This window comes from Flavobacterium flavigenum (genome assembly GCF_027111255.2).
In the GTDB taxonomy this organism is placed as follows: Bacteria; Bacteroidota; Bacteroidia; order Flavobacteriales; family Flavobacteriaceae; genus Flavobacterium; species Flavobacterium flavigenum.
Window position 1 is genome coordinate 4321000 of sequence record NZ_CP114285.2, and the last position, 18818, is coordinate 4339817.

Sequence of the window (18818 nt, forward strand, 5' to 3'; positions counted from 1 at the left end):
ACATGGAACTGACAAAAAAAGAAATTTTAGATAACGCAAAAACATACAAGATAAGACCATATTATACAATAAAATTACAAATTCAAGCTTGTGATTTTGAGTTACTGCTTAACGATATTCCAGTATTTAATTATAGTGTTAAAGGTGGTATGACAAATGAAATACCTTTAAACTGTTATATTTTAAAAAGTGGAGAACAAAATTTAAAAATTAAATTAACACCAATTAGTAATCAGCTACAGCTTAGCCAGCAAATTGATTTATCTTTTGATGTTGGTTATAACAATATTGTTGGTGAAAAAAGTCTTGACCAATATATTCAATCAGCAAAATTTCAGTTACCTCAAGAAATAAAAGATAAAAAACTTCCTTATTTTGAAATAAAAATCCCTTTTAATGCTGATGTTCCTTGGAATTATAACTATATTCTAGAAGATGCTCAAGATTTATCTAAACAATCTGATTTATTAAACCAAACAGTAAATAATTTTTACCATATCTTAGAAACTAAAGATTCAAAAAAATATTTTGAATTAATGAAAGAAAGCCTTAAGCTCCAATCTGATGTTGAATTTATGTCAAGGAAAGAAACTGAAAAATTATTAAATGATCTGGATCTTTCTCAAATTAAAAAATTGTATCCTTTAGAGAATTACGAAATAAAATTTTATGCTAATAACAAATTAGTGAGATTTGTAAGTAAAACCAAAGATAAGGATGGAAATCAATATCTTTATAAATACACTGTCCCTCCGCTTATAGAAGGAAAACTTGATGGGGAAGGATCTTTTAATTATCTATTCTATCTTCCAAAAGATAAACGAGAATTAGAAGTGTTTTAATTAGATATTAAAAAAATGCTAAAAGAGAAAATTAAATTCGAAGAAGTTGATTTTGTAAAAAAAACATTTAATAAAAGTTTATGGAAATCATTGTTTATAATGCCTTTTATTCTCACTTTTCTGTTGCTGCCAATTTATTTTTTAATCTTCTTTATTGACTTATCACTATTTGACAATCATCTGGACAATTTATTAACCATATATTTTATTTCTGTTTTAGGATTAGTAATTTTAAATTTTTTATATGGAAGATTTATTGTCAATAAAAGAATTACTAATCATGAAATCTATAAAATAACAGAAGATTTTATTATTCAAAGAAAAGATAATTATACTTATACTTCAGATTCCGTTTCAGATAGTCATTATTTTAGGTTATACCTTATAAATGAAAATAATCAAAAAAAAGGAATTTATATAAATGAGGAAGATTACAAAAAAGTAAAAGAGAAACAAGTTATAACAATTACTTATTTTGAGATAGTAAATATTATTATAAAAGCTGTTTGTAATGATCACGTGTTGGAATATTCAAGTTTTTTCTCAAGAAGAAATTGGAAATTGTGGTAAATGTTACGTGTGATCACTGTGAAATAAATAATTGCGAAAATCGAAAGCTGAACTAGATTTTTTTAAGGTGAAAACAATAAAAATTACAGAAGATGAGATGCTTTTTTTTTTGTTAAGAATACCTGTTTTCTTTTTTTCTTTTAATTATAATTTTACAAATTATCTAAATACCCAATAACACTACTCTTTTAAGCATCCAGTAAGTTTGGTTAGTTAATATATGAATTTGTTATCCCAATACCTCTTTAATATGAATTGTATTGAGGAACGGTTTAATTAATGATAATATTAATTGCTGACTTATGTTAATTGTTTATTAATTTACGAAATTGTCTTGTCCTGAAATAGCTATACACAATTCAATAGTGTATGGGACACAAAGAACAGGAAGTTTATGCTATCCGTGAGGGTAAGCAAAGTCATTATGACCAAAGGTTGATTTTAAAAGTGGTCAAGGAAGTTGAAGCGGGTCTTCCCCGCAAGGAAGCTAACCGTATTTACGGATTAGGTAAAAGTTGCCTTTATAATTGGATGCGTAAATAAGGACGGGTCAAAGTCATGGATAAAGCATAGATAAAGCATAGATAGTGCATGGATAATGCATGAAAATAAATATAAAAATAAGTACACGTAAAAATTGATACCAAAAGGCACAAGGGTATGTATATACCCAAAAGACGTGCAATGCATACTGGGAAAAGAGTACCCGCAGGCGAGATTATATTTGCAGAAAATCAAAAAGCATTTCAACAAAGAAGCACACCAGCTGATCTCAATCGAAGAATTTTGCGAATATTCAGGACTCAGGATAGAACATGTAGTGCGTTGCATACTGTAATATAAGAACAGCAGAAGGTCTGGTAAGTTTTTGGAGGTAATTTTAGCAGGTTCAATTATTAGTATGATAGCTTGTCAGGTTTTTATAGAATAGACATAATTATAAATACGGTCATAAATTCCTAAGGAAAACGATCTAAGTAAGATGGAATAATATATATGAAGTTGTAAATAATACAAGTAGTAGAAAAAATAGAAGAAATTACCAACAACAAAAAAGCCCCTATTGAATAGGGGCTTTTAAAAGACTTGTGCGGAGGAAGAGGGATTCGAACCCCCGGACCTGTTACAGTCAACAGTTTTCAAGACTGCCGCATTCGACCGCTCTGCCATTCCTCCAGTATGTTGCTCTCATTTGCTGATTGCGAGTGCAAATATAAGACGCTTTTTCGGTTATCAAAACTTTTTTTGAAGTTTTTTTAAAACTTTTTTGGATCGATTTTCAAGTGTCTAATTATCAGTATTTATGAAAGTGTGAATTTTTTAAAGATTATTCTAAATCGTCTAAAATCGGTGTTGGTTTTTTGTTTTCATCAACCGCAACAAACGAAAAAGTTCCTGAAACTACAGTCTCGCGAAGTTCAGAATACATCTGCTCCATGAAAATATCAACATGAATTTTACAGCTTGTTCTTCCTACACTGATTACTTTTGCAACTAATTCGATTAAAGTTCCGGCCGGTATTGCTTTTTTAAAATCAATTTGACCGGTTGAAATGGTTACAACTTTTTTTCTGCTGAATCTTGTAGCGCAAATAAAAGCAACTTCATCCATGAGATGAAGTGCCGTTCCTCCAAATAAGGTATCATAATGGTTGGTCGTACTCGGAAAAACAGCTTTAAAAATACGGGTTTCAGATTTTATAATTCTTTCTTCTAAAGTTCCCATATTAATAGTTTACATATTCTGTAATTTCTAATCCGTAACCAATCATGCCAACACGTTTGGTTTGCTGGGTATTAGAAACTAATCTGATTTTTGAAATATCGAGATCGTGCAGAATTTGGGCTCCTATTCCGTAATCTTTTGTGTCAATAACTACTTTTGGCGCTTTCATGGTGCCTTCTGCCTGTAAAGCTTTTAATTCCGAAATACGATTTAAAAGATTGACAGCAGTCATATCCTGATTGATAAAAACAACAGCCCCTTTTCCGTCTTCATTGATGATCTTAAACATATCGTCTAATTGCTGATCGACATTGTTGGTCAAAGTACCAAGCAAGTCATTATTGACCTGAGAGGAATGAATGCGTGTTAAGATGGATTCTCCTAAATTCCATGTTCCTTTAGTCAAAGCAATATGTATTTGCTTATTGGTCGTCTGCTCGTAAGCTCTCAGTCTGAAGGTTCCAAAACGGGTCTCTATATCAAAATCTTCTTTTTTAACGATCAGGCTGTCGTGCTGCATTCTGTAAGCGACCAGATCTTCAATAGAAACTAATTTTAAATCGAATTTTTTAGCCACTTCAACCAACTGTGGCAAACGTGCCATTGTTCCGTCTTCGTTTAGGATTTCACAAATAACACCAGCAGATTTAAAACCGGCTAATCTTGCAAAATCTATAGCTGCTTCAGTATGGCCTGTTCTTCTTAGAACGCCTCCTTGCTTGGCAACTAAAGGGAAGATATGCCCTGGGCGTGCTAATTCATGAGGTTTCGTATTGGGATCTACTAACGATAAAACTGTTTTTGCCCTGTCTGATGCCGAAATTCCTGTAGTAACACCATTTCCTTTTAAATCAATTGAAACTGTAAAAGCAGTTTCCATATGATCCGTATTGTTAGTCACCATTGGTCGTAAATCTAGTTCTTTACAACGGCTTTCGGTAAGAGGGGTGCAAATTAAGCCACGTCCGTGAGTAGCCATAAAGTTGATCATTTCCGGAGTTGTTTTTTCGGCTGCAGCCAAAAAATCACCTTCGTTTTCACGATCTTCATCATCGACAACAATGATGACTTTACCCTGGCGAATATCCTCTATAGCTTCCTCAATGGTATTTAATTGTATTTTTGTTGACATAGTTATTTGTTGTTTTGAGCGGGGAAAAAACGCTCGGAAATTTTCTGAAATAGTTGTTGGACAGGTGTCGTAATCGCATCAAAGTTGACTAAGCCATTATCATTTGTGGCACGATAAGTCAATAAAATAGCTAAAGGGGATAATATAAAAGAAGACATCCATGCTCCCATAAACGGTGTCATGCCTCCTTCTTGCGAAAGTCTTTTTCCAAAGGTATTAATAAAATGGAATGTGATAAAAATTAAGACTGCAAAAACGATTGGCAAACCAAGTCCTCCTTTTCTAATAATTGCCCCTAAAGGTGCACCTATAAAAAACATTAAAAAGCACGCAAAAGCAATAACAAATTTCTCATAAAGGGCTGTTATGTGTTTGTTTATATCCCGTTGCTTGTCTTTTAATTCTTTTTGAGTGGATTCAATAGAATAGATAGTACTTGTGACATTACTGCTTGCCATGTCTAAAATCGCCTTTTTTTGCTTAGTGTCGTAAAGAGATAAGAGGTTGTCAGGTAATGACTTTTTTTTATCTTTTACTTTTGAAACTGTAGCAAATTTGGATAGTCCGACCCGTTGATTTATGTTTTCGGTAAAGGATACAACTTCATTGTCTCTGCTTTTATTTAGAGAATCGAGTGTGTAACGCAATTCGTTAACATTCAGCATGCTGCTGGTGCTGTTGATGTTTTCGTTTTCAGTATCGGTTTTGTTTAATTCAGACAGGTCAATATTGATAATCTGCTTTTTGAAAGCTCCTTTTACAAAAGGCAATTTAGCCCGGTCTTCATACTTTTTTGGGGTAACATCCTGATAATAATAACCATCGTTAAGGACTAATTGTAATATACTGGATTTTTCACTGCTTATTAATTCTCCGTTTTTAGCTTTTATAACCGTTTTGTTTTCCCCCATATTCGAAGGTTTCTCATGAATGGTAACGCCGGTTAAAATATTCCCGTTTTCCCCCGATTTTTTATTTACTTTAATGTTATAAAAACCAACATCATTAAACTGACCTTCTGCAATTGCCATGGCTGGTTTAGCCTGAGCAATGTTTTTTCGGAAATTGACAAACTTATATTCCGCATACGGAATTACATTATTAGAGAACCAAAAAGCCACTATACTTAATAAGGAAATAAAAATAATTAGTACTCTCATCGCACGCTGAAGAGAAATGCCCGAAGATTTCATCGCTGCAAATTCATAGTTTTCTGCCAGATTTCCAAAAGTCATTATCGAAGCTAATAAAACCGATAAAGGCAAAACAAGCGGAATAATTCTCGGCATGGAGAAAAGAAGGAATTTTAAAATTAATATTAAATCCAGATCCTTACCGGCAAGTTCAGAAATAAAAAGCCAGACAGTTTGAAGAATGAATATAAAAAAAAGGATTACAAATACCGTAGTAAATGTAATCAGGAATGTTTTTAGTAAGTATTTGTCTAAAATTTTCAACCTTGTAATTAATCTAATTTATTGATGTAGTACTTTGGATATTTACTCGCTACAAAGGTAAATTGATTTTTTGATAAAGGCTGATTGGTTTTAAAAGAATTAACGGTTAAAGTTGTTTTTGTTCCGTTTTTTCCGGTCTCAATCAAATTATAAATGTGTTTTGTCTGAGCATCAATACCTAAAAGAATTTCCTTTCTTTGATCTTTTCCGCTGGTTGGTACTAATTTGATATATTGGATTTTTCTTCCTTTGACATTTTGTACAATATCCATAGTATATTTGTATCCGGAATTAAAAAAAGTCAGCATTTTTGAAGGAGTGATAGTATTGTCATCCTTTTCGTTTACTTTAGAGATAGTAACTTCTTCGTCCTCAGGTACAATTGTATATGTCTTTTGACCATCAAATATTTTAGTAACCCCCATGAAATTCAATACGTATTGATTTCCTTTCATAATCACATTTCCTTTGCTGTCCTGATTGATGTTTTCTTTTGTGTTATTTAAGGAATATTTAAAATCAATAGAAATATTATTATAGCTTTTAATTTTGGCGGTTACCTGGTTCAATAAATCCTTGGCTTTTTTATCCTGAGCCTGAACAGAAGTAAAACTCAAAAGCAATAAAATTGCTACTTGCAGATACTTTTTACTCATTTTCATAATAGAATTGTTTGTGATTTCCTGAAATTTCATTTTCATGATGGTTAATTTTGTTCATTATTAAAAAATTGATCAAGAGCACTTAAATCTAGGATATTTACATTACGGGCTTTACTGCCTTCAAAAGGGCCAACAATTCCGGCTGCTTCCAGCTGATCGATTAAACGGCCTGCCCTGTTGTAGCCTAATTTTAGTTTTCTTTGTAATAATGAAGCTGAACCTTGTTGTGCATTGACAATAATTTCCGCTGCTTCTCTAAATAAAGTATCTCTTTCAGAAATATCCATATCAAGATTGATGCCAGTTTCCTCTCCAACAAACTCAGGAAGCAAATAAGCTGTGGCGTACGCTTTTTGTGAGCCAATAAAATCGGTTATTTTTTCGACCTCAGGAGTATCAATGAAAGCACACTGAACACGGATCACGTCATTTCCATTTGAGTATAATAAATCGCCGCGTCCAATTAACTGATCAGCTCCTTGTGTGTCGAGAATGGTTCTGGAGTCAATTTTTGAAGTTACCCTGAAAGCAATTCTGGCAGGAAAATTAGCTTTAATCAGACCAGTAATAACGTTTACAGAGGGTCTCTGCGTCGCAATAATCAAGTGAATACCAATCGCACGTGCTAACTGGGCCAGACGCGCAATAGGAATTTCGACCTCTTTACCTGCAGTCATAATTAAATCAGCGAACTCATCTACTACCAAAACAATATAAGGCAGGAATCGGTGACCAGCTTCCGGATTTAATTTTCTCGACTTGAATTTTTCATTGTATTCTTTAATGTTACGAACCATTGCATCTTTTAATAAAGAATAACGGTTGTCCATTTCGGTACAAAGCGAGTTTAACGTGTTGACCACTTTTGCATTGTCTGTAATAATGGCATCTTCTGTATCCGGAAGTTTGGCTAAATAATGTCTTTCAATTTTATTGAAAAGTGTAAGTTCAACTTTTTTCGGATCGACCAGAACGAATTTTACTTCAGCAGGATGTTTTTTGTATAAAAGCGAAGTTAAAACGGCATTTAATCCAACTGACTTTCCTTGTCCTGTAGCACCTGCCATCAAAAGGTGTGGCATTTTAGCTAAATCGACAACAAAAGTTTCATTTGAGATCGTCTTACCCAGCGCAATTGGAAGTTCCATTTCGGCTTCCTGAAATTTAGCTGATCCGATAACGCTTTTCATGGAGACCATAGTTGGGGTTTTGTTTGGAACCTCAATACCAATAGTTCCTTTTCCGGGTATTGGTGCAATAATACGGATCCCCAAAGCGGATAATGATAAAGCGATATCATCTTCCAGACTCTTGATTTTAGAAATTCTGATTCCGGCTTCTGGTACAATTTCGTATAAAGTTACAGATGGTCCAACAGTTGCCTTTATCTGTGCAATTTCAATTTTGTAGTTACGAAGTGTATCTACAATTCTATTTTTATTTTCTTCTAATTCTTCCTGGTTAATGGTAATTCCCCCAGTCGAATATTCTTTCAATAAATCGATCGTTGGGAATTTATAATTGGACAAATCCAATGTAGGGTCAAATAAGCCGAAATCAGCAACCAAACGAGACGCCAGATTTTCTTCGATAATATCCTCTTCTTCAGCTTTTTCAATAACAAACTCTTCGTTATGATGAACCGGTGTTTCTATTGCCGGCTTTATATTCATTTCAACCGGCTTTAAAACTGGATTTAAGTCGATTTCTGATGCGTGGGATATAGTTGGTTTTAAAGCTTCTTTGTTGATTTCGAATTGAGAGTCAACAGTTTTAAGGTGAATATTGTCCAATTCAGGATCTTCTTCCTCAATAGCAAATTCTTCTAGGTTATAAGCACTTTCAGGTTCTTGCTGAACGGTTTTTACAGCTTTTAATTCTGATTTTAATTCATTTTTAGTAGAATCAAAATAAGACTGAATTTTTTCAGGGGATACTTTTATTTTGAAAATCAAATAAACAATTAATCCGAAAAGCAGTGTGAGTAAAGTACCTGTTTTCCCTATATAGTCCTGAAGGAATAAATTAAGTTCAAACCCAATTGTTCCTCCTAATTCGGGAGCTGATGTGGTAAAAAAACCAAAAAGTATTGAAACAATTATAATAGCAAATAAATCCCAAAACCAGGTGTTCTTGAGTTTATTGATCGAAAGTTCTAATGCCAGAAACATTCCGGTAAGGAAAAACAACCGTACAAAAACAAATGAAGCTATTCCGAAACCTTTATATACAATTAAATCGGCAAGATAAGCTCCGAATTTTCCAAGCCAGTTTTGCACCACTTCAGTACGGTCATCCAAATGACTAACAGCACTTTGATCTGTTTGCCATTGCCCATTGATGTAAAAAGAAACAAATGCAACTAGTAATGCAATGGAAAATAATACCAAAAGACATCCAAAAACAATTTTTTGTTGTTTGGATAACTTCCAGGATCTTTTAGTTTCGTTTTTTGATTCGCTTTTTTTATCTAAAGTTTCTTTTTTTGTTTTTGCCATTCCTGCGTATCCTGTTTTGCCTATATAAATTTTGGTATATAAATAATCAAGCCTATTGCTATTGCTGTCATTGCGGCAAAAAATACTGCTCCGGCAGCAATATCTTTAATAAATCCGATTTTCTCATGATAACTTGGGTGAATAAAATCGGCAACTTTTTCAATAGCTGTGTTCAGTCCTTCTACACTAAGTACCAGACCAATTGCAAAGATTTGAAAAAGCCATTCCTCGTGGGAAATGTTAAAATAAAAACCGCCAATAGTCATTAGTATCCCAAGTGAAAACTGCACCATGACACTATGCTCGGTAGTTATCAGTTTTAAAGCGCCCTTAAAAGCGTATGTTACGCTTTTAAGTCGGCCTTTAACAAAAGTATTGTCTTTTTGAAATTCCATTTAATGGGATTATAATGCTGCTAAAGCAGCTTCGTAATTTGGTTCGTTTGCGATTTCAGCAACTTGTTCTGTATGAACGACCTTTCCGTTCTCGTCCACTACAATGATAGCTCTTGAATGCAGACCTTTTAAAGGCCCGTCAATGATGTCTAAACCATTTGTTTTTCCAAAAGCACCATCCTGAAAATCGGATAAGTTTATTACATTTTCTAAACCTTCAGCGCCACAAAAACGTTTTTGAGCGAAAGGCAAATCCCTTGAAATACACAAAACAGTTGTGTTATCTAAATTTCCGGCACTTTCGTTGAATTTCCTAACAGAAGTAGCACAAGTTCCTGTATCAACACTAGGGAAGATATTTAAAACTAATTTTTTACCAGCAAAGTTGCTTAATGAAGCTACTGATAAATCATTTTGTACTAATTTGAAATCAGCTAATTGTGAACCAACTGCCGGCAATTCGCCTGATGTATGAACCGGATTTCCTCCTAAAGTTATTGAAGCCATGTTTTTGTTTTAAATTAAATGAGGTTCAAAAGTAAGGATTAAAATTTGAATCTAAAAGTATTTATTATACGTTTAAGGATAGATTAAGAACGGTTTTTGGATAGTTGTGAATTCACCAGTCAGTCTTTTTATTTTTGCTAAAATTATTCAATGATAACTTTTGTTTTTAGATAATATTGTATGATTTTGAAAGTAGGAATAAAAGCTGGAATTTTGGATTGTTATTGAAGCCGTTCAGCCGCGAGAGGATGGGAGCAGGCTACCGAAGTAGCGCGGACAGCCCGGCAGCATCCCGACAAGAGGGCGAATATGCTCAAAGTTAAGTCTGCCCTCTTGTCGGGATGGTGGCTCGCCCAAAGTATATTTAAGGCATAAAAAAAGCGTCTCCAAATTGAAACGCTTTCTTTGTTGTGATTTTTATTTCTTTGAAAAGAAGGCTCTATTATTTATCGATCGATCCTAAAACACGTTTCATGAATGTATTTAAAGCTTCTTTTTTGTCGGTTCCCTGAGCTACTAATTTCTGCACTTCAAGGGCACCGTACATGTTTGAAATCAATTCACCGATTACGTCTAATTCTTCGTCTTTAAGAGAAGGAATTTCGGTCATGGCTTCCAGAACTTCGATTGTTTCTATGATGTAATCCTGATCGTTTTCTTCGATGAATTGTGTTAAATGCTTTATTACTGGTAATTTCATTTTCTAGATTTTTATATTGCTGGATGATTGGATTTTTAGATAAGATTCGAAAAATCTAACAGTCTAAAAATCTAAGATCGATTTATGCAATTGCGTTTACAAGATCGATTAAAACTTCTTGTTTGTTGGTTTGTGTTTCGCCAACTAATTGTCCGTTTACGAAAGTAGCGAAAGTAGGCAGGTTGCTTACGTTTGCTAGTTTTCTTGATTCCGGAGCATTTTCTGCATCAACCAAAACAAAAGTAATAGCTTCATTTTCTGTAGCTAATTTTTTGAATTTTGGTTTCATAATGCGGCAATTCCCACACCATGAAGCTGAATATTGTACTACTACTTTTTCGTTTTTAGCAACTAAATCTGCTAACGTATCTTCGTTTAAGTCGATTAACATAAGTTTGAAATTTCAATTTCAATGTCAATGTCAAAAATCAATTTTTAAGGGTATTGATATTTGAATTTAATTGAAATTAGTGTTTGTTTTTGAAGAAAATTTTAAAATGCAATGGCAAAGTCAAGATTGAATATTGAAATTGCCATTGATATTGTTATTGCAAATTAGTTTGCGCTTAAGTACTCAGCAGTACTGTTTCTGTCAGCAGTCATAGCCTCTTTACCAGCTTCCCAGTTTGCAGGACAAACTTCACCTTTAGTCTGGATGTGTGTGTAAGCGTCAACCATTCTTAAGTATTCATTTACGTTACGTCCTAGTGGCATGTCGTTAACACTTTCGTGGAAAATTTTTCCAGTTTCGTCAATTAGGTAAGTAGCTCTGTAAGTTACGTTTGAACCTTCGATGATAACTGAATCTGTGTCTTCGCTGTAGCTTGTAGATTCGATATCTAAAATACCTAAAATATTAGCTAAGTTACGGTTTGTATCTGCCAAGATAGGGTAAGTTACACCTTCGATTCCACCATTGTTTTTTGGAGTGTTCAACCACGCGAAGTGTACTTCGTTAGTATCGCAAGAAGCTCCTATTACGATAGTATTTTTTTTCTCGAATTCTGGTAAAGCAGCTTGAAAGGCGTGTAATTCTGTTGGACATACAAAAGTGAAATCTTTTGGATACCAGAACAATAGTACTTTTTTGTTGTTGTTTACTGCTTCTTCAAAAATGTTGATTTTTAAGTTATCACCCATTTCTGAGATAGCATCTACTGCAATACTTGGGAATTTTTTTCCTACTAAAGACATAATATTCGTTTTAAATTAAAGATTTATTTCTGGTGCAAAAGTAGGTCAGAAGTAAAGGTAATTGCAATAAGAAGTGATTATTAATATTTATAAGTTGATAAATTTTGACTATGATTTTTTTAACTTATTGAATTTCAATATTTACGGGTAAAATGCCATCGCACGAAATATTTTCTAATAATTGTTTTCCTGCTGTTTTTTGAAATTCTTCAAAATCCTGATATACCTGAATTAATCCTGAAGCTTTTTTAAGATTTGGAATAAGCGGTAAAACATACGGATTTCCAAAAACGTAAACGATGCATTTTTTGGTTTGAAGCAAATCTGAAAGCAATTCGAAAACTTCATCATTCACTTCGAAATTATTTGCTGGTTTTGCCTTTGGAACAAATAATGAAATCAAAATAGTTTCGAAATTTTCAAGTTCTTTTTTAATTTCTGAAATATTGGAATCTTCCAGATTTTCAAAAGCAAATTCTGGTGATGGTAATTTTGAATTTAAAGTTTTAAAGAAGTCATTTTCTGTATTCTTGTATAAACTTAATTTGGCGAATTGATTGTTTTTCTGTGCTTCAAAAAACATATTATTGCTTGAATTATCTATGATTTTTGTAATACAGTTTTCTGCTATTTTAGTATTTAAAAGAGAAGCATTTCTAAAGTTTAATTCGCCCGAAGCAGAAGTGTTTCCAGATAAAATTCCGGCTTTTTCTTTGGCATTCATGATTCTGTCATAGCTTTCGAAGATTCTGTCCGGAGAAGCATTTTGAAAGATAGCCTCGATTCCTTCCGGAACATTTTCGGCGAAGCACAAAACGTCGTTTCCTGCATTGAAAGCTTCCCATTCTAATTGCCCTTTTGTTTCATACAATTTCGAAACGCTGTGCATATTCAAAGCATCAGAAATAACTAAACCATTATAACCTAATTTATCTCTCAATAAATCCTGAATAACCGCTTTTGATAAAGTTGCCGAGGTATCTTTTCCGTCATTCAAGCTTGGAACGGCCAAATGTCCAATCATAATTGAATCGACGTTGTTTTCGATTCCTTTGATGAACGGAACTAATTCGTTTTCCAGTAATTCTTCTAAAGTTTCTTTTAAAACCGGTAATCCTAAATGAGAATCAACATTCGTATTTCCGTGTCCGGGAAAGTGTTTCAAACAGCCTAAAACGCCAACTTCTGATTGGCCCTTTAAATATTCAATTGCAAAATGGGCAACTTTTTCTTTGTTTTCACCAAAAGAACGATATCCAATAACCGGATTGTTCGGATTGTTATTGATGTCTGCCAAAGGCGATAAATTATACTGAATTCCGGCGGCTTTTAAATCTAAACCAATTTGTTTTCCAACTTCATAAACTAAATGGGATTTGCTTTCAGGTAAAGCGCCAAGTGTAATCGCGTATGGATATTGCGGTGTTTTTTCGATACGCATTGCTAATCCCCATTCCGCATCAATGCTGATTAAAAGTGGAGTAGAAGCAGCTTTTTGATAACGAACAATCAGCGCTTTAATTTTTTCGTAGCTGTCATCATTAAAAACAATTTTTTGCTTGCTTTCATAATTCGTTGCAGCACTCGCACGACTATGGAAAAAAGTCAGTCCGCCAATATTATGTTCTCTGATTAAACGTTCGGTTTCTTGAATGTTTTCTTCGGTATCGTTGATAAATACGGCTGGAAAGAAAAATTGTCCTATCCTTTGTCGTAATGCTTCGGCTGTCATTTTCATTATTATAAAGTCTTTTTCATGCAGACACTATTATCCATTTTTTCGTAAGGCGGATAATTTGGTATTATGGTATAATTTAATTTTTGATATAAGTTGATCGCTTCAGGCTGGTTTTTTCCGGTTTCGAGAATCGTATAGGTATAACCAACTTCTTTTGCCCAAGTTTCCAGTTCTGCCAAAACTGCTGATGCGATACCTTTTTTTCGATGATCGGGATGCACATACATTCTTTTAATCTCGGTTGTGCCGGGTTCTTTTTCGCGGAAAGCGCCACAGCCAACCGGAATATCATTTTCGTAATAAACGATCGTATGTTTTATTTTATCGGTCTTATTGTACTGATTATAAAACGCATGATCTTCACCATCTCTAATCGCTAAATCCTGATCTAACAAAGCAACCAGATTTATAAAATCAATATCGTCTGAATTGGTTCTTTTAATGTTAATCATGATTATAATATTTTTAGCGTTTAATTTTCTAACACATAGAAACATAGTGTTAGTTCGCTGAAAAAAGGCGTTTCACTTAATTTAAAAACACATAGATATGTGTTGAGAAACGAGTTTCTCTTTTTTACTCTTTTCACACAAAATAAAATCTATGTTTCTATGTGTTAAAAAAAATATTTTATTTCAGTTTAGCTTTCTTTTGCTTTGCCAATTGTTTTTTAGTTTCAATTGCTTTTTCCAATCGGTTTTTAAAACGAAATAACTTTGGAAGTCCTTCCAATCGGTCTTCTAGTGTGATTTCTTCATAAACGACAATTGCTTTCTCTAAAACGCGAATTTCATTGTCGAGATCCAGTTGGTTTTTGTAAATATTAGCCAGCCTGTCGTAAGGATGGTTTCCTTTAAAGCTTTCCGAAACATTTTCTTCGTACAATGCAATTGCTTTTTCAAGATCTCCGGTTTTTTCGAACTCAGCGCCTTTCAGGTTGCGTTTGGCCTGCAAATTTTCATTGATTTCCATAGGTAAAAGTTTGATTTGGGGTTAAACTTCTTCTGATTTTTTTCCGAAATCCTTCGGGAATATTAAAAAACGTGATAAAATAAGACCTGGAATTGTGGATATTAAAACCCAAATAAAGAAGTTTTGATAGCCTAAAAAATCCTGAATATAACCACTAAGCATTCCCGGAAGCATCATTCCTAATGCCATAAAACCGGTTGCAAGTGAATAATGTGAGGTTTTTGCTTCTCCTTCTGCTACATGAATTAAAAACATCATAAAACCCGTAAATCCAAAACCATATCCAAATTGTTCTACTATTACTGTAAGACAAGTATAGAGATTAAGATTAGAATTGAATTCAAAGAAATATAAGTTTAAATGAAAATGAAAAAGCTCTACAGGCTGATAATGTGCTAATGCAACAAATCCGATAATGGGAATATGCATTGCTAAAAACATTGGAAGCATCCATTTAGTAAGTCCATGTTTTGATATGGCGATACCACCTAAAATTCCGCCAATAGTTAACGCTGTAATTCCTAATGTACCATAAATAATTCCGACTTCTTCAGTTTGTAAACCCATTCCGCCAACTCCTGTAGGATCCACCAAAAAAGGATTTAACATTTTTAACAACTGAGCTTCGCCAAGACGAAATACAAGAATAAAAGCTAAGATTATTCCAATTTGTTTCTTTTTAAAAAAAGTAACAAATACATCTACGAAACTCATTGGTTCTTGCTTTCCTTTATTCGAAAAATCATTTTCTTCGTTTTTTGGAGTCGCGAAAAAATTATAAACGGTAATGCAAGCCATTAGTGCACCAATACAAATCATAGTGTATGACCATGCTTTTGCATTGTCATTGTATTTATTTTCCAAATGACCAGCGAAAAGCACCATAAGTCCACTTCCTGTAAGTCCTGCTAGTTTATAAAACGTACTTCTAATACCTAAGAAAAAAGATTGTTCTTCTGGTTTTAGTGCCAATAAATAATAGCCATCTGTTGCGACATCATTAGAAGCGGAAGCAAATGCGGACATAAAAAATAAAGCCAGACTTAAAATCAAAAAGTTATTTAAAGGAATTGTAAAACCAATAATTAAAAAGGCAAGAGAAATTAATAATTGCATTGACAAAAACCATTTTCTCTTCGTGCCATGAAGATCTATAAAAGGACTCCATAAAGGCTTTATTACCCAGGGTAGATAAAAAAGGCTGGTGTAGAAGCCGACTGATTTATTATCAATACCTAATTTTTTATACATTAAAACCGAAACGGTTATAATTATTGCATAAGGCAATCCGGATGCAAAATTAAGAAGCGGAATCCAAAACCACGGAGTATTATCTGTTTTCATTTGGCTGGGCAGGGATATAATTTTTAAATGTCTTTTTTAAGTCGATTATTGTTGGTGTACTTTCGTTTGCAAAATAATCAATAAATGTTACAGCACAAGCTTTATACTGATTGATTCTTTGTGAAGCTACAGAAAGTAAAATTCTTCCTTCGTTTTCGTGTACCCTTACTTTTTCAATAATTTGTGTGGGGTCATTAATGTCGATTTTCGAAATATGATCAGCCCCATAAATCACTAAATATCTCACTTTTGTATTTAAAGGAGATTTGATACTAAAGGTATAGCGCAGACTGTCTTTTGTATATTCGTTGACAACCGGCGTGTCGATAATAACACGTTTTAAGTTTGGAACTGCAGGAGGAAGAGCCGGATATTTATATTGATTTTCTTCTAAATGCCGTACAATATCGAAGTTTTTGTCCATAAACCATTTGGCACTGAAATAGGCACTTCCGCTTACATTTTTGAAACTTCTTAAATAATCAATCTGATTCGGGATTTCTGACATAAAATTCCAGCTTTTATCACTGTCTCCTCTAATTTTATAGGATGCGTGACCGATGTAAATGGCTGTGTTGTTTGAATTCTCAGACCACCATTTTACTAATTTGGAGTAATTGGCAACACGATTGTTCATACTCCAATACAACTGAGGAAGGATATAATCAATCCATTTCTGATCCATCCATAACACAGGGTCTGCATATAAATCATCGTAATTAGAAGTAGATTGTGTTTCTGAACCTCTCGGATCTACCGATTTATTTCGCCAAACCCCAAACGGACTGATTCCGAATTGTACCCAAGGTTTGCTGGCTTTTATAGTGGTTGAAATGGTATGAACAAAATTGCTCACATTCGCACGGCGCCAGTCGGCAAGGGATAAACCACTTCCGTATTTTTTGTAGGATGCTGTATCGTTAAAAACTTTTCCGGGAACGGCATACGGATAAAAATAATCATCAAAGTGAATGGCGTCGATATCGTATTTGTCAACAACCTCTTTTACCACTTTGGTTAAATGCGACTGAACTTCCGGCAAAGCAGGATCGTAATATAGTTTTCCACCATATTCAATCATCCATTCCGGATGTTTAAAAATATCGTGATTAGGGCTTAATTGCTGTTTGTTTAAATCGAAAGTCGCCCGGTACGGGTTCATCCAGGCATGAAATTCAAAACCTCTTTCGTGCGCCTGCTCAATCATCCAGGCTAATGCATCATAATACGGACTCGGAGCCTGTCCTTCTTTACCGGTTAAAAACCTTGACCACGGCGCCAGTTCTGAAGGGTAAAAAGCATCGCCCACACTTCTAATCTGAACAATTACGGCATTGTAATTCAGTTTTTTGTAAGCCTCTAAAATCGCAATATAATCTGCTTTTTCCTTTTCAACGTTGTCAATTGCCGTTTTGGGCCAGTCAATGTTTACTACAGTTGCAATCCAGACACCTCTAAATTCGTTTTTAGGATGTTTGGTTTTTTCCTGTGAATTTGCGTTCAAACCAAAGAAAAATAAATATATGATAGAGAATATTAGGTGCTGATTTTTATGCATTTCAATCTTTTTTTAACAGAAACCAAAAATAGTTTGTTTTTGCCACGAATTAGACGAATTTCCGCTAATTATTTTTTTGTTATAGATTACACTGATTAATACTAATCTTTCGCTAAAATTTTTCTCTCGCAGATTTAGCAAATATTGCAGATTTTATTGCAACGAAAAGATCAATGCAGATTTTATAAATAAAACAAAAAAATAAATCTGCTCAATCTGCAAAATCTGCGTGAAACAAAATCCTAATCTGTTGCAAAAAAAAAATTAATCCGGAAACGAAATTTTACCCATTGTTACAGATGGAATTCCTTTGTTGCTACCAAAATCATAATCGCCTCCAGCAACCGTTTCATTAGCTAAAACAGCAAATAAAACCGCTTCTTTTGCATCGCTTAAAATGCCCAGGTCATCGCTTTTTTGAAATTCGCAAGGCAATAATTCTTTTAACCATTTCACGAGTAACGGATTGTTTGTACCGCCTCCCGACATGTAGATTTTAAAATCTTCGATTGGTGTTCCGCTGTTTTTTACCACAAACTGAATCGCTTCGGCAATTGTTTCGGCACTTAATCGTGTTAAAGTAGCCAGCAAATCTGGTGCCGAAATATTTTCAAGATTGGTTTTTGAAAGTACCGAATCAACAAAATCTTTATTGAATAATTCCTGTCCGATGGTTTTTGGAAAGCTTTTCCAGAAGAAAGCATCGTTTTTTAGTTCGGTTAAAAGGGTTTGGTTTACGGTTCCGCTTTGAGCGATTTCAGCGTCTTTATCGTAGCTTTTTTCAGGGAAATACTGTTTGGTAAAAATATCGATCAGGGTATTGGCCGTTCCGGTATCGGTCACAAAAACATCTTCGGCATTTAATGAGGCTGGGAGATAGGTGAAATTTGCGATTCCGCCCATGTTGAGCATGATGCGGTTTTCGCCTTTTTTGCTGAACAATAAATAATCGCCATAAACCGCCAAAGGTGCACCTTCACCACCTGCTGCAACATGTTTTTGTCTGAAATCTGACAATGTTATAATTCCGGTTTTTACGGCTATATGATCGCCATCACCAATCTGCAAAGTCGCATTGGGGAATTTTTCCTGCTGATGCAAAAACTTCGGAGCGTGCAAAACCGTTTGTCCGTGCGAGGCAATTAAGTCAACTTCACTTGCCTGAATACTCCATTTTGCTAAGCTGTTATTAATCATTCCGGCATGTAATATTCCGATCCATTCGTTTAGTAAAGCCAAATGCTGAAAATCGATTGTTTTTTTTGCAAAAACCTTTCGGATTTCGGTTTTAATATCTTCGGAGTAATTGATGGTTTCGAATTCGAGGATTTTTATTTCCGTTTTTTCTCCTCTTCCAGATATCTCGCATAAGGCAATGTCTAACCCGTCAAGTGAAGTTCCGGACATTAAACCGATTATTTTTCGGGTTTGTTTTTGGGATATGTTGTATAGTGCGATTATGTTTTTGTTCATTGTTTGGATGCCTTTATTTGGTAATGCTAAAATCGGGATGTTTTGTGGAT

19 protein-coding genes and 1 tRNA gene are annotated in these 18818 nt (G+C 34.1%); 3 read left to right on the forward strand and 17 right to left on the reverse strand.

What is annotated here, in order from left to right; genetic code table 11:
• Positions 1-2: 2 nt before the first annotated feature.
• The 3 genes from OZP09_RS17890 (at position 3) to OZP09_RS17900 (ending at position 1955) form a co-directional block, all read left to right on the forward strand.
• A complete protein-coding gene (locus tag OZP09_RS17890) occupies positions 3-842 on the forward strand; it encodes a hypothetical protein (RefSeq protein WP_281309757.1) in 840 nt (279 codons plus the stop codon).
• A 15-nt stretch (positions 843-857) separates the two neighbouring features.
• Complete coding sequence (locus tag OZP09_RS17895; protein ID WP_281309758.1) at positions 858-1412, forward strand: hypothetical protein; 555 nt, start codon at positions 858-860, stop codon at positions 1410-1412.
• Between the two features lie 369 nt (positions 1413-1781).
• A complete protein-coding gene (locus OZP09_RS17900; protein WP_269235038.1) occupies positions 1782-1955 on the forward strand; it encodes an IS630 transposase-related protein in 174 nt (57 codons plus the stop codon).
• Positions 1956-2503: 548 nt separating this feature from the next.
• Here OZP09_RS17900 and OZP09_RS17910 read toward each other — a convergent pair.
• From OZP09_RS17910 to OZP09_RS17990, 17 genes are all read right to left on the reverse strand, one after another.
• A tRNA-Ser gene (locus OZP09_RS17910) sits at positions 2504-2588 on the reverse strand.
• A gap of 151 nt (positions 2589-2739) precedes the next feature.
• Positions 2740-3138, reverse strand: coding sequence for an acyl-CoA thioesterase (locus tag OZP09_RS17915; RefSeq protein ID WP_223683064.1), 399 nt, complete (start codon positions 3136-3138; stop codon positions 2740-2742).
• A 1-nt stretch (position 3139) separates the two neighbouring features.
• Positions 3140-4270 (reverse strand): 3,4-dihydroxy-2-butanone-4-phosphate synthase, encoded by a 1131-nt coding sequence (gene ribB, locus OZP09_RS17920; protein WP_269235040.1) that lies wholly within the window; start codon positions 4268-4270, stop codon positions 3140-3142.
• A gap of 2 nt (positions 4271-4272) precedes the next feature.
• The gene (locus tag OZP09_RS17925; protein WP_281309759.1) at positions 4273-5727 is read right to left on the reverse strand and encodes an LptF/LptG family permease; all 1455 of its coding nucleotides are present in this window, start codon (positions 5725-5727) and stop codon (positions 4273-4275) included.
• An 8-nt stretch (positions 5728-5735) separates the two neighbouring features.
• Entirely contained in the window at positions 5736-6383 is a 648-nt protein-coding gene (lolA1, locus tag OZP09_RS17930; protein ID WP_432419455.1) for an outer membrane lipoprotein periplasmic chaperone LolA1, read from the reverse strand.
• Positions 6384-6433: 50 nt separating this feature from the next.
• Entirely contained in the window at positions 6434-8887 is a 2454-nt protein-coding gene (locus OZP09_RS17935) for a DNA translocase FtsK (RefSeq protein WP_281309761.1), read from the reverse strand.
• 20 nt (positions 8888-8907) lie between these two features.
• The gene (locus OZP09_RS17940) at positions 8908-9282 is read right to left on the reverse strand and encodes a diacylglycerol kinase (RefSeq protein WP_269235044.1); all 375 of its coding nucleotides are present in this window, start codon (positions 9280-9282) and stop codon (positions 8908-8910) included.
• A gap of 9 nt (positions 9283-9291) precedes the next feature.
• Positions 9292-9789: a thiol peroxidase gene (gene tpx, locus OZP09_RS17945; protein WP_269235045.1), complete on the reverse strand. Its 498-nt coding sequence runs from the start codon at positions 9787-9789 to the stop codon at positions 9292-9294.
• 442 nt (positions 9790-10231) lie between these two features.
• Positions 10232-10489 carry a DUF6952 family protein gene (locus tag OZP09_RS17950; protein WP_008462029.1) on the reverse strand — a complete coding sequence of 86 codons (258 nt, stop codon included), beginning with the start codon at positions 10487-10489 and terminating at the stop codon, positions 10232-10234.
• A gap of 82 nt (positions 10490-10571) precedes the next feature.
• Positions 10572-10880 carry a thioredoxin family protein gene (locus tag OZP09_RS17955; RefSeq protein ID WP_031453681.1) on the reverse strand — a complete coding sequence of 103 codons (309 nt, stop codon included), beginning with the start codon at positions 10878-10880 and terminating at the stop codon, positions 10572-10574.
• 164 nt (positions 10881-11044) lie between these two features.
• The gene (locus OZP09_RS17960) at positions 11045-11683 is read right to left on the reverse strand and encodes a peroxiredoxin (protein WP_281309762.1); all 639 of its coding nucleotides are present in this window, start codon (positions 11681-11683) and stop codon (positions 11045-11047) included.
• A gap of 124 nt (positions 11684-11807) precedes the next feature.
• Entirely contained in the window at positions 11808-13421 is a 1614-nt protein-coding gene (locus OZP09_RS17965; protein ID WP_269235048.1) for a glycoside hydrolase family 3 protein, read from the reverse strand.
• Between the two features lie 2 nt (positions 13422-13423).
• Positions 13424-13873: a GNAT family N-acetyltransferase gene (locus tag OZP09_RS17970; protein WP_269235049.1), complete on the reverse strand. Its 450-nt coding sequence runs from the start codon at positions 13871-13873 to the stop codon at positions 13424-13426.
• 178 nt (positions 13874-14051) lie between these two features.
• Complete coding sequence (locus tag OZP09_RS17975; protein WP_269235050.1) at positions 14052-14393, reverse strand: tetratricopeptide repeat protein; 342 nt, start codon at positions 14391-14393, stop codon at positions 14052-14054.
• Positions 14394-14414: 21 nt separating this feature from the next.
• Positions 14415-15737 (reverse strand): MFS transporter, encoded by a 1323-nt coding sequence (locus tag OZP09_RS17980; RefSeq protein ID WP_269235051.1) that lies wholly within the window; start codon positions 15735-15737, stop codon positions 14415-14417.
• Positions 15724-17295: a glycoside hydrolase family 10-like protein gene (locus OZP09_RS17985; protein ID WP_269235052.1), complete on the reverse strand. Its 1572-nt coding sequence runs from the start codon at positions 17293-17295 to the stop codon at positions 15724-15726. Before OZP09_RS17985 ends, OZP09_RS17980 begins: the two co-directional genes overlap by 14 nt.
• 264 nt (positions 17296-17559) lie before the next feature.
• Positions 17560-18768 (reverse strand): anhydro-N-acetylmuramic acid kinase, encoded by a 1209-nt coding sequence (locus tag OZP09_RS17990; protein ID WP_269235053.1) that lies wholly within the window; start codon positions 18766-18768, stop codon positions 17560-17562.
• Positions 18769-18818 lie beyond the last annotated feature (50 nt).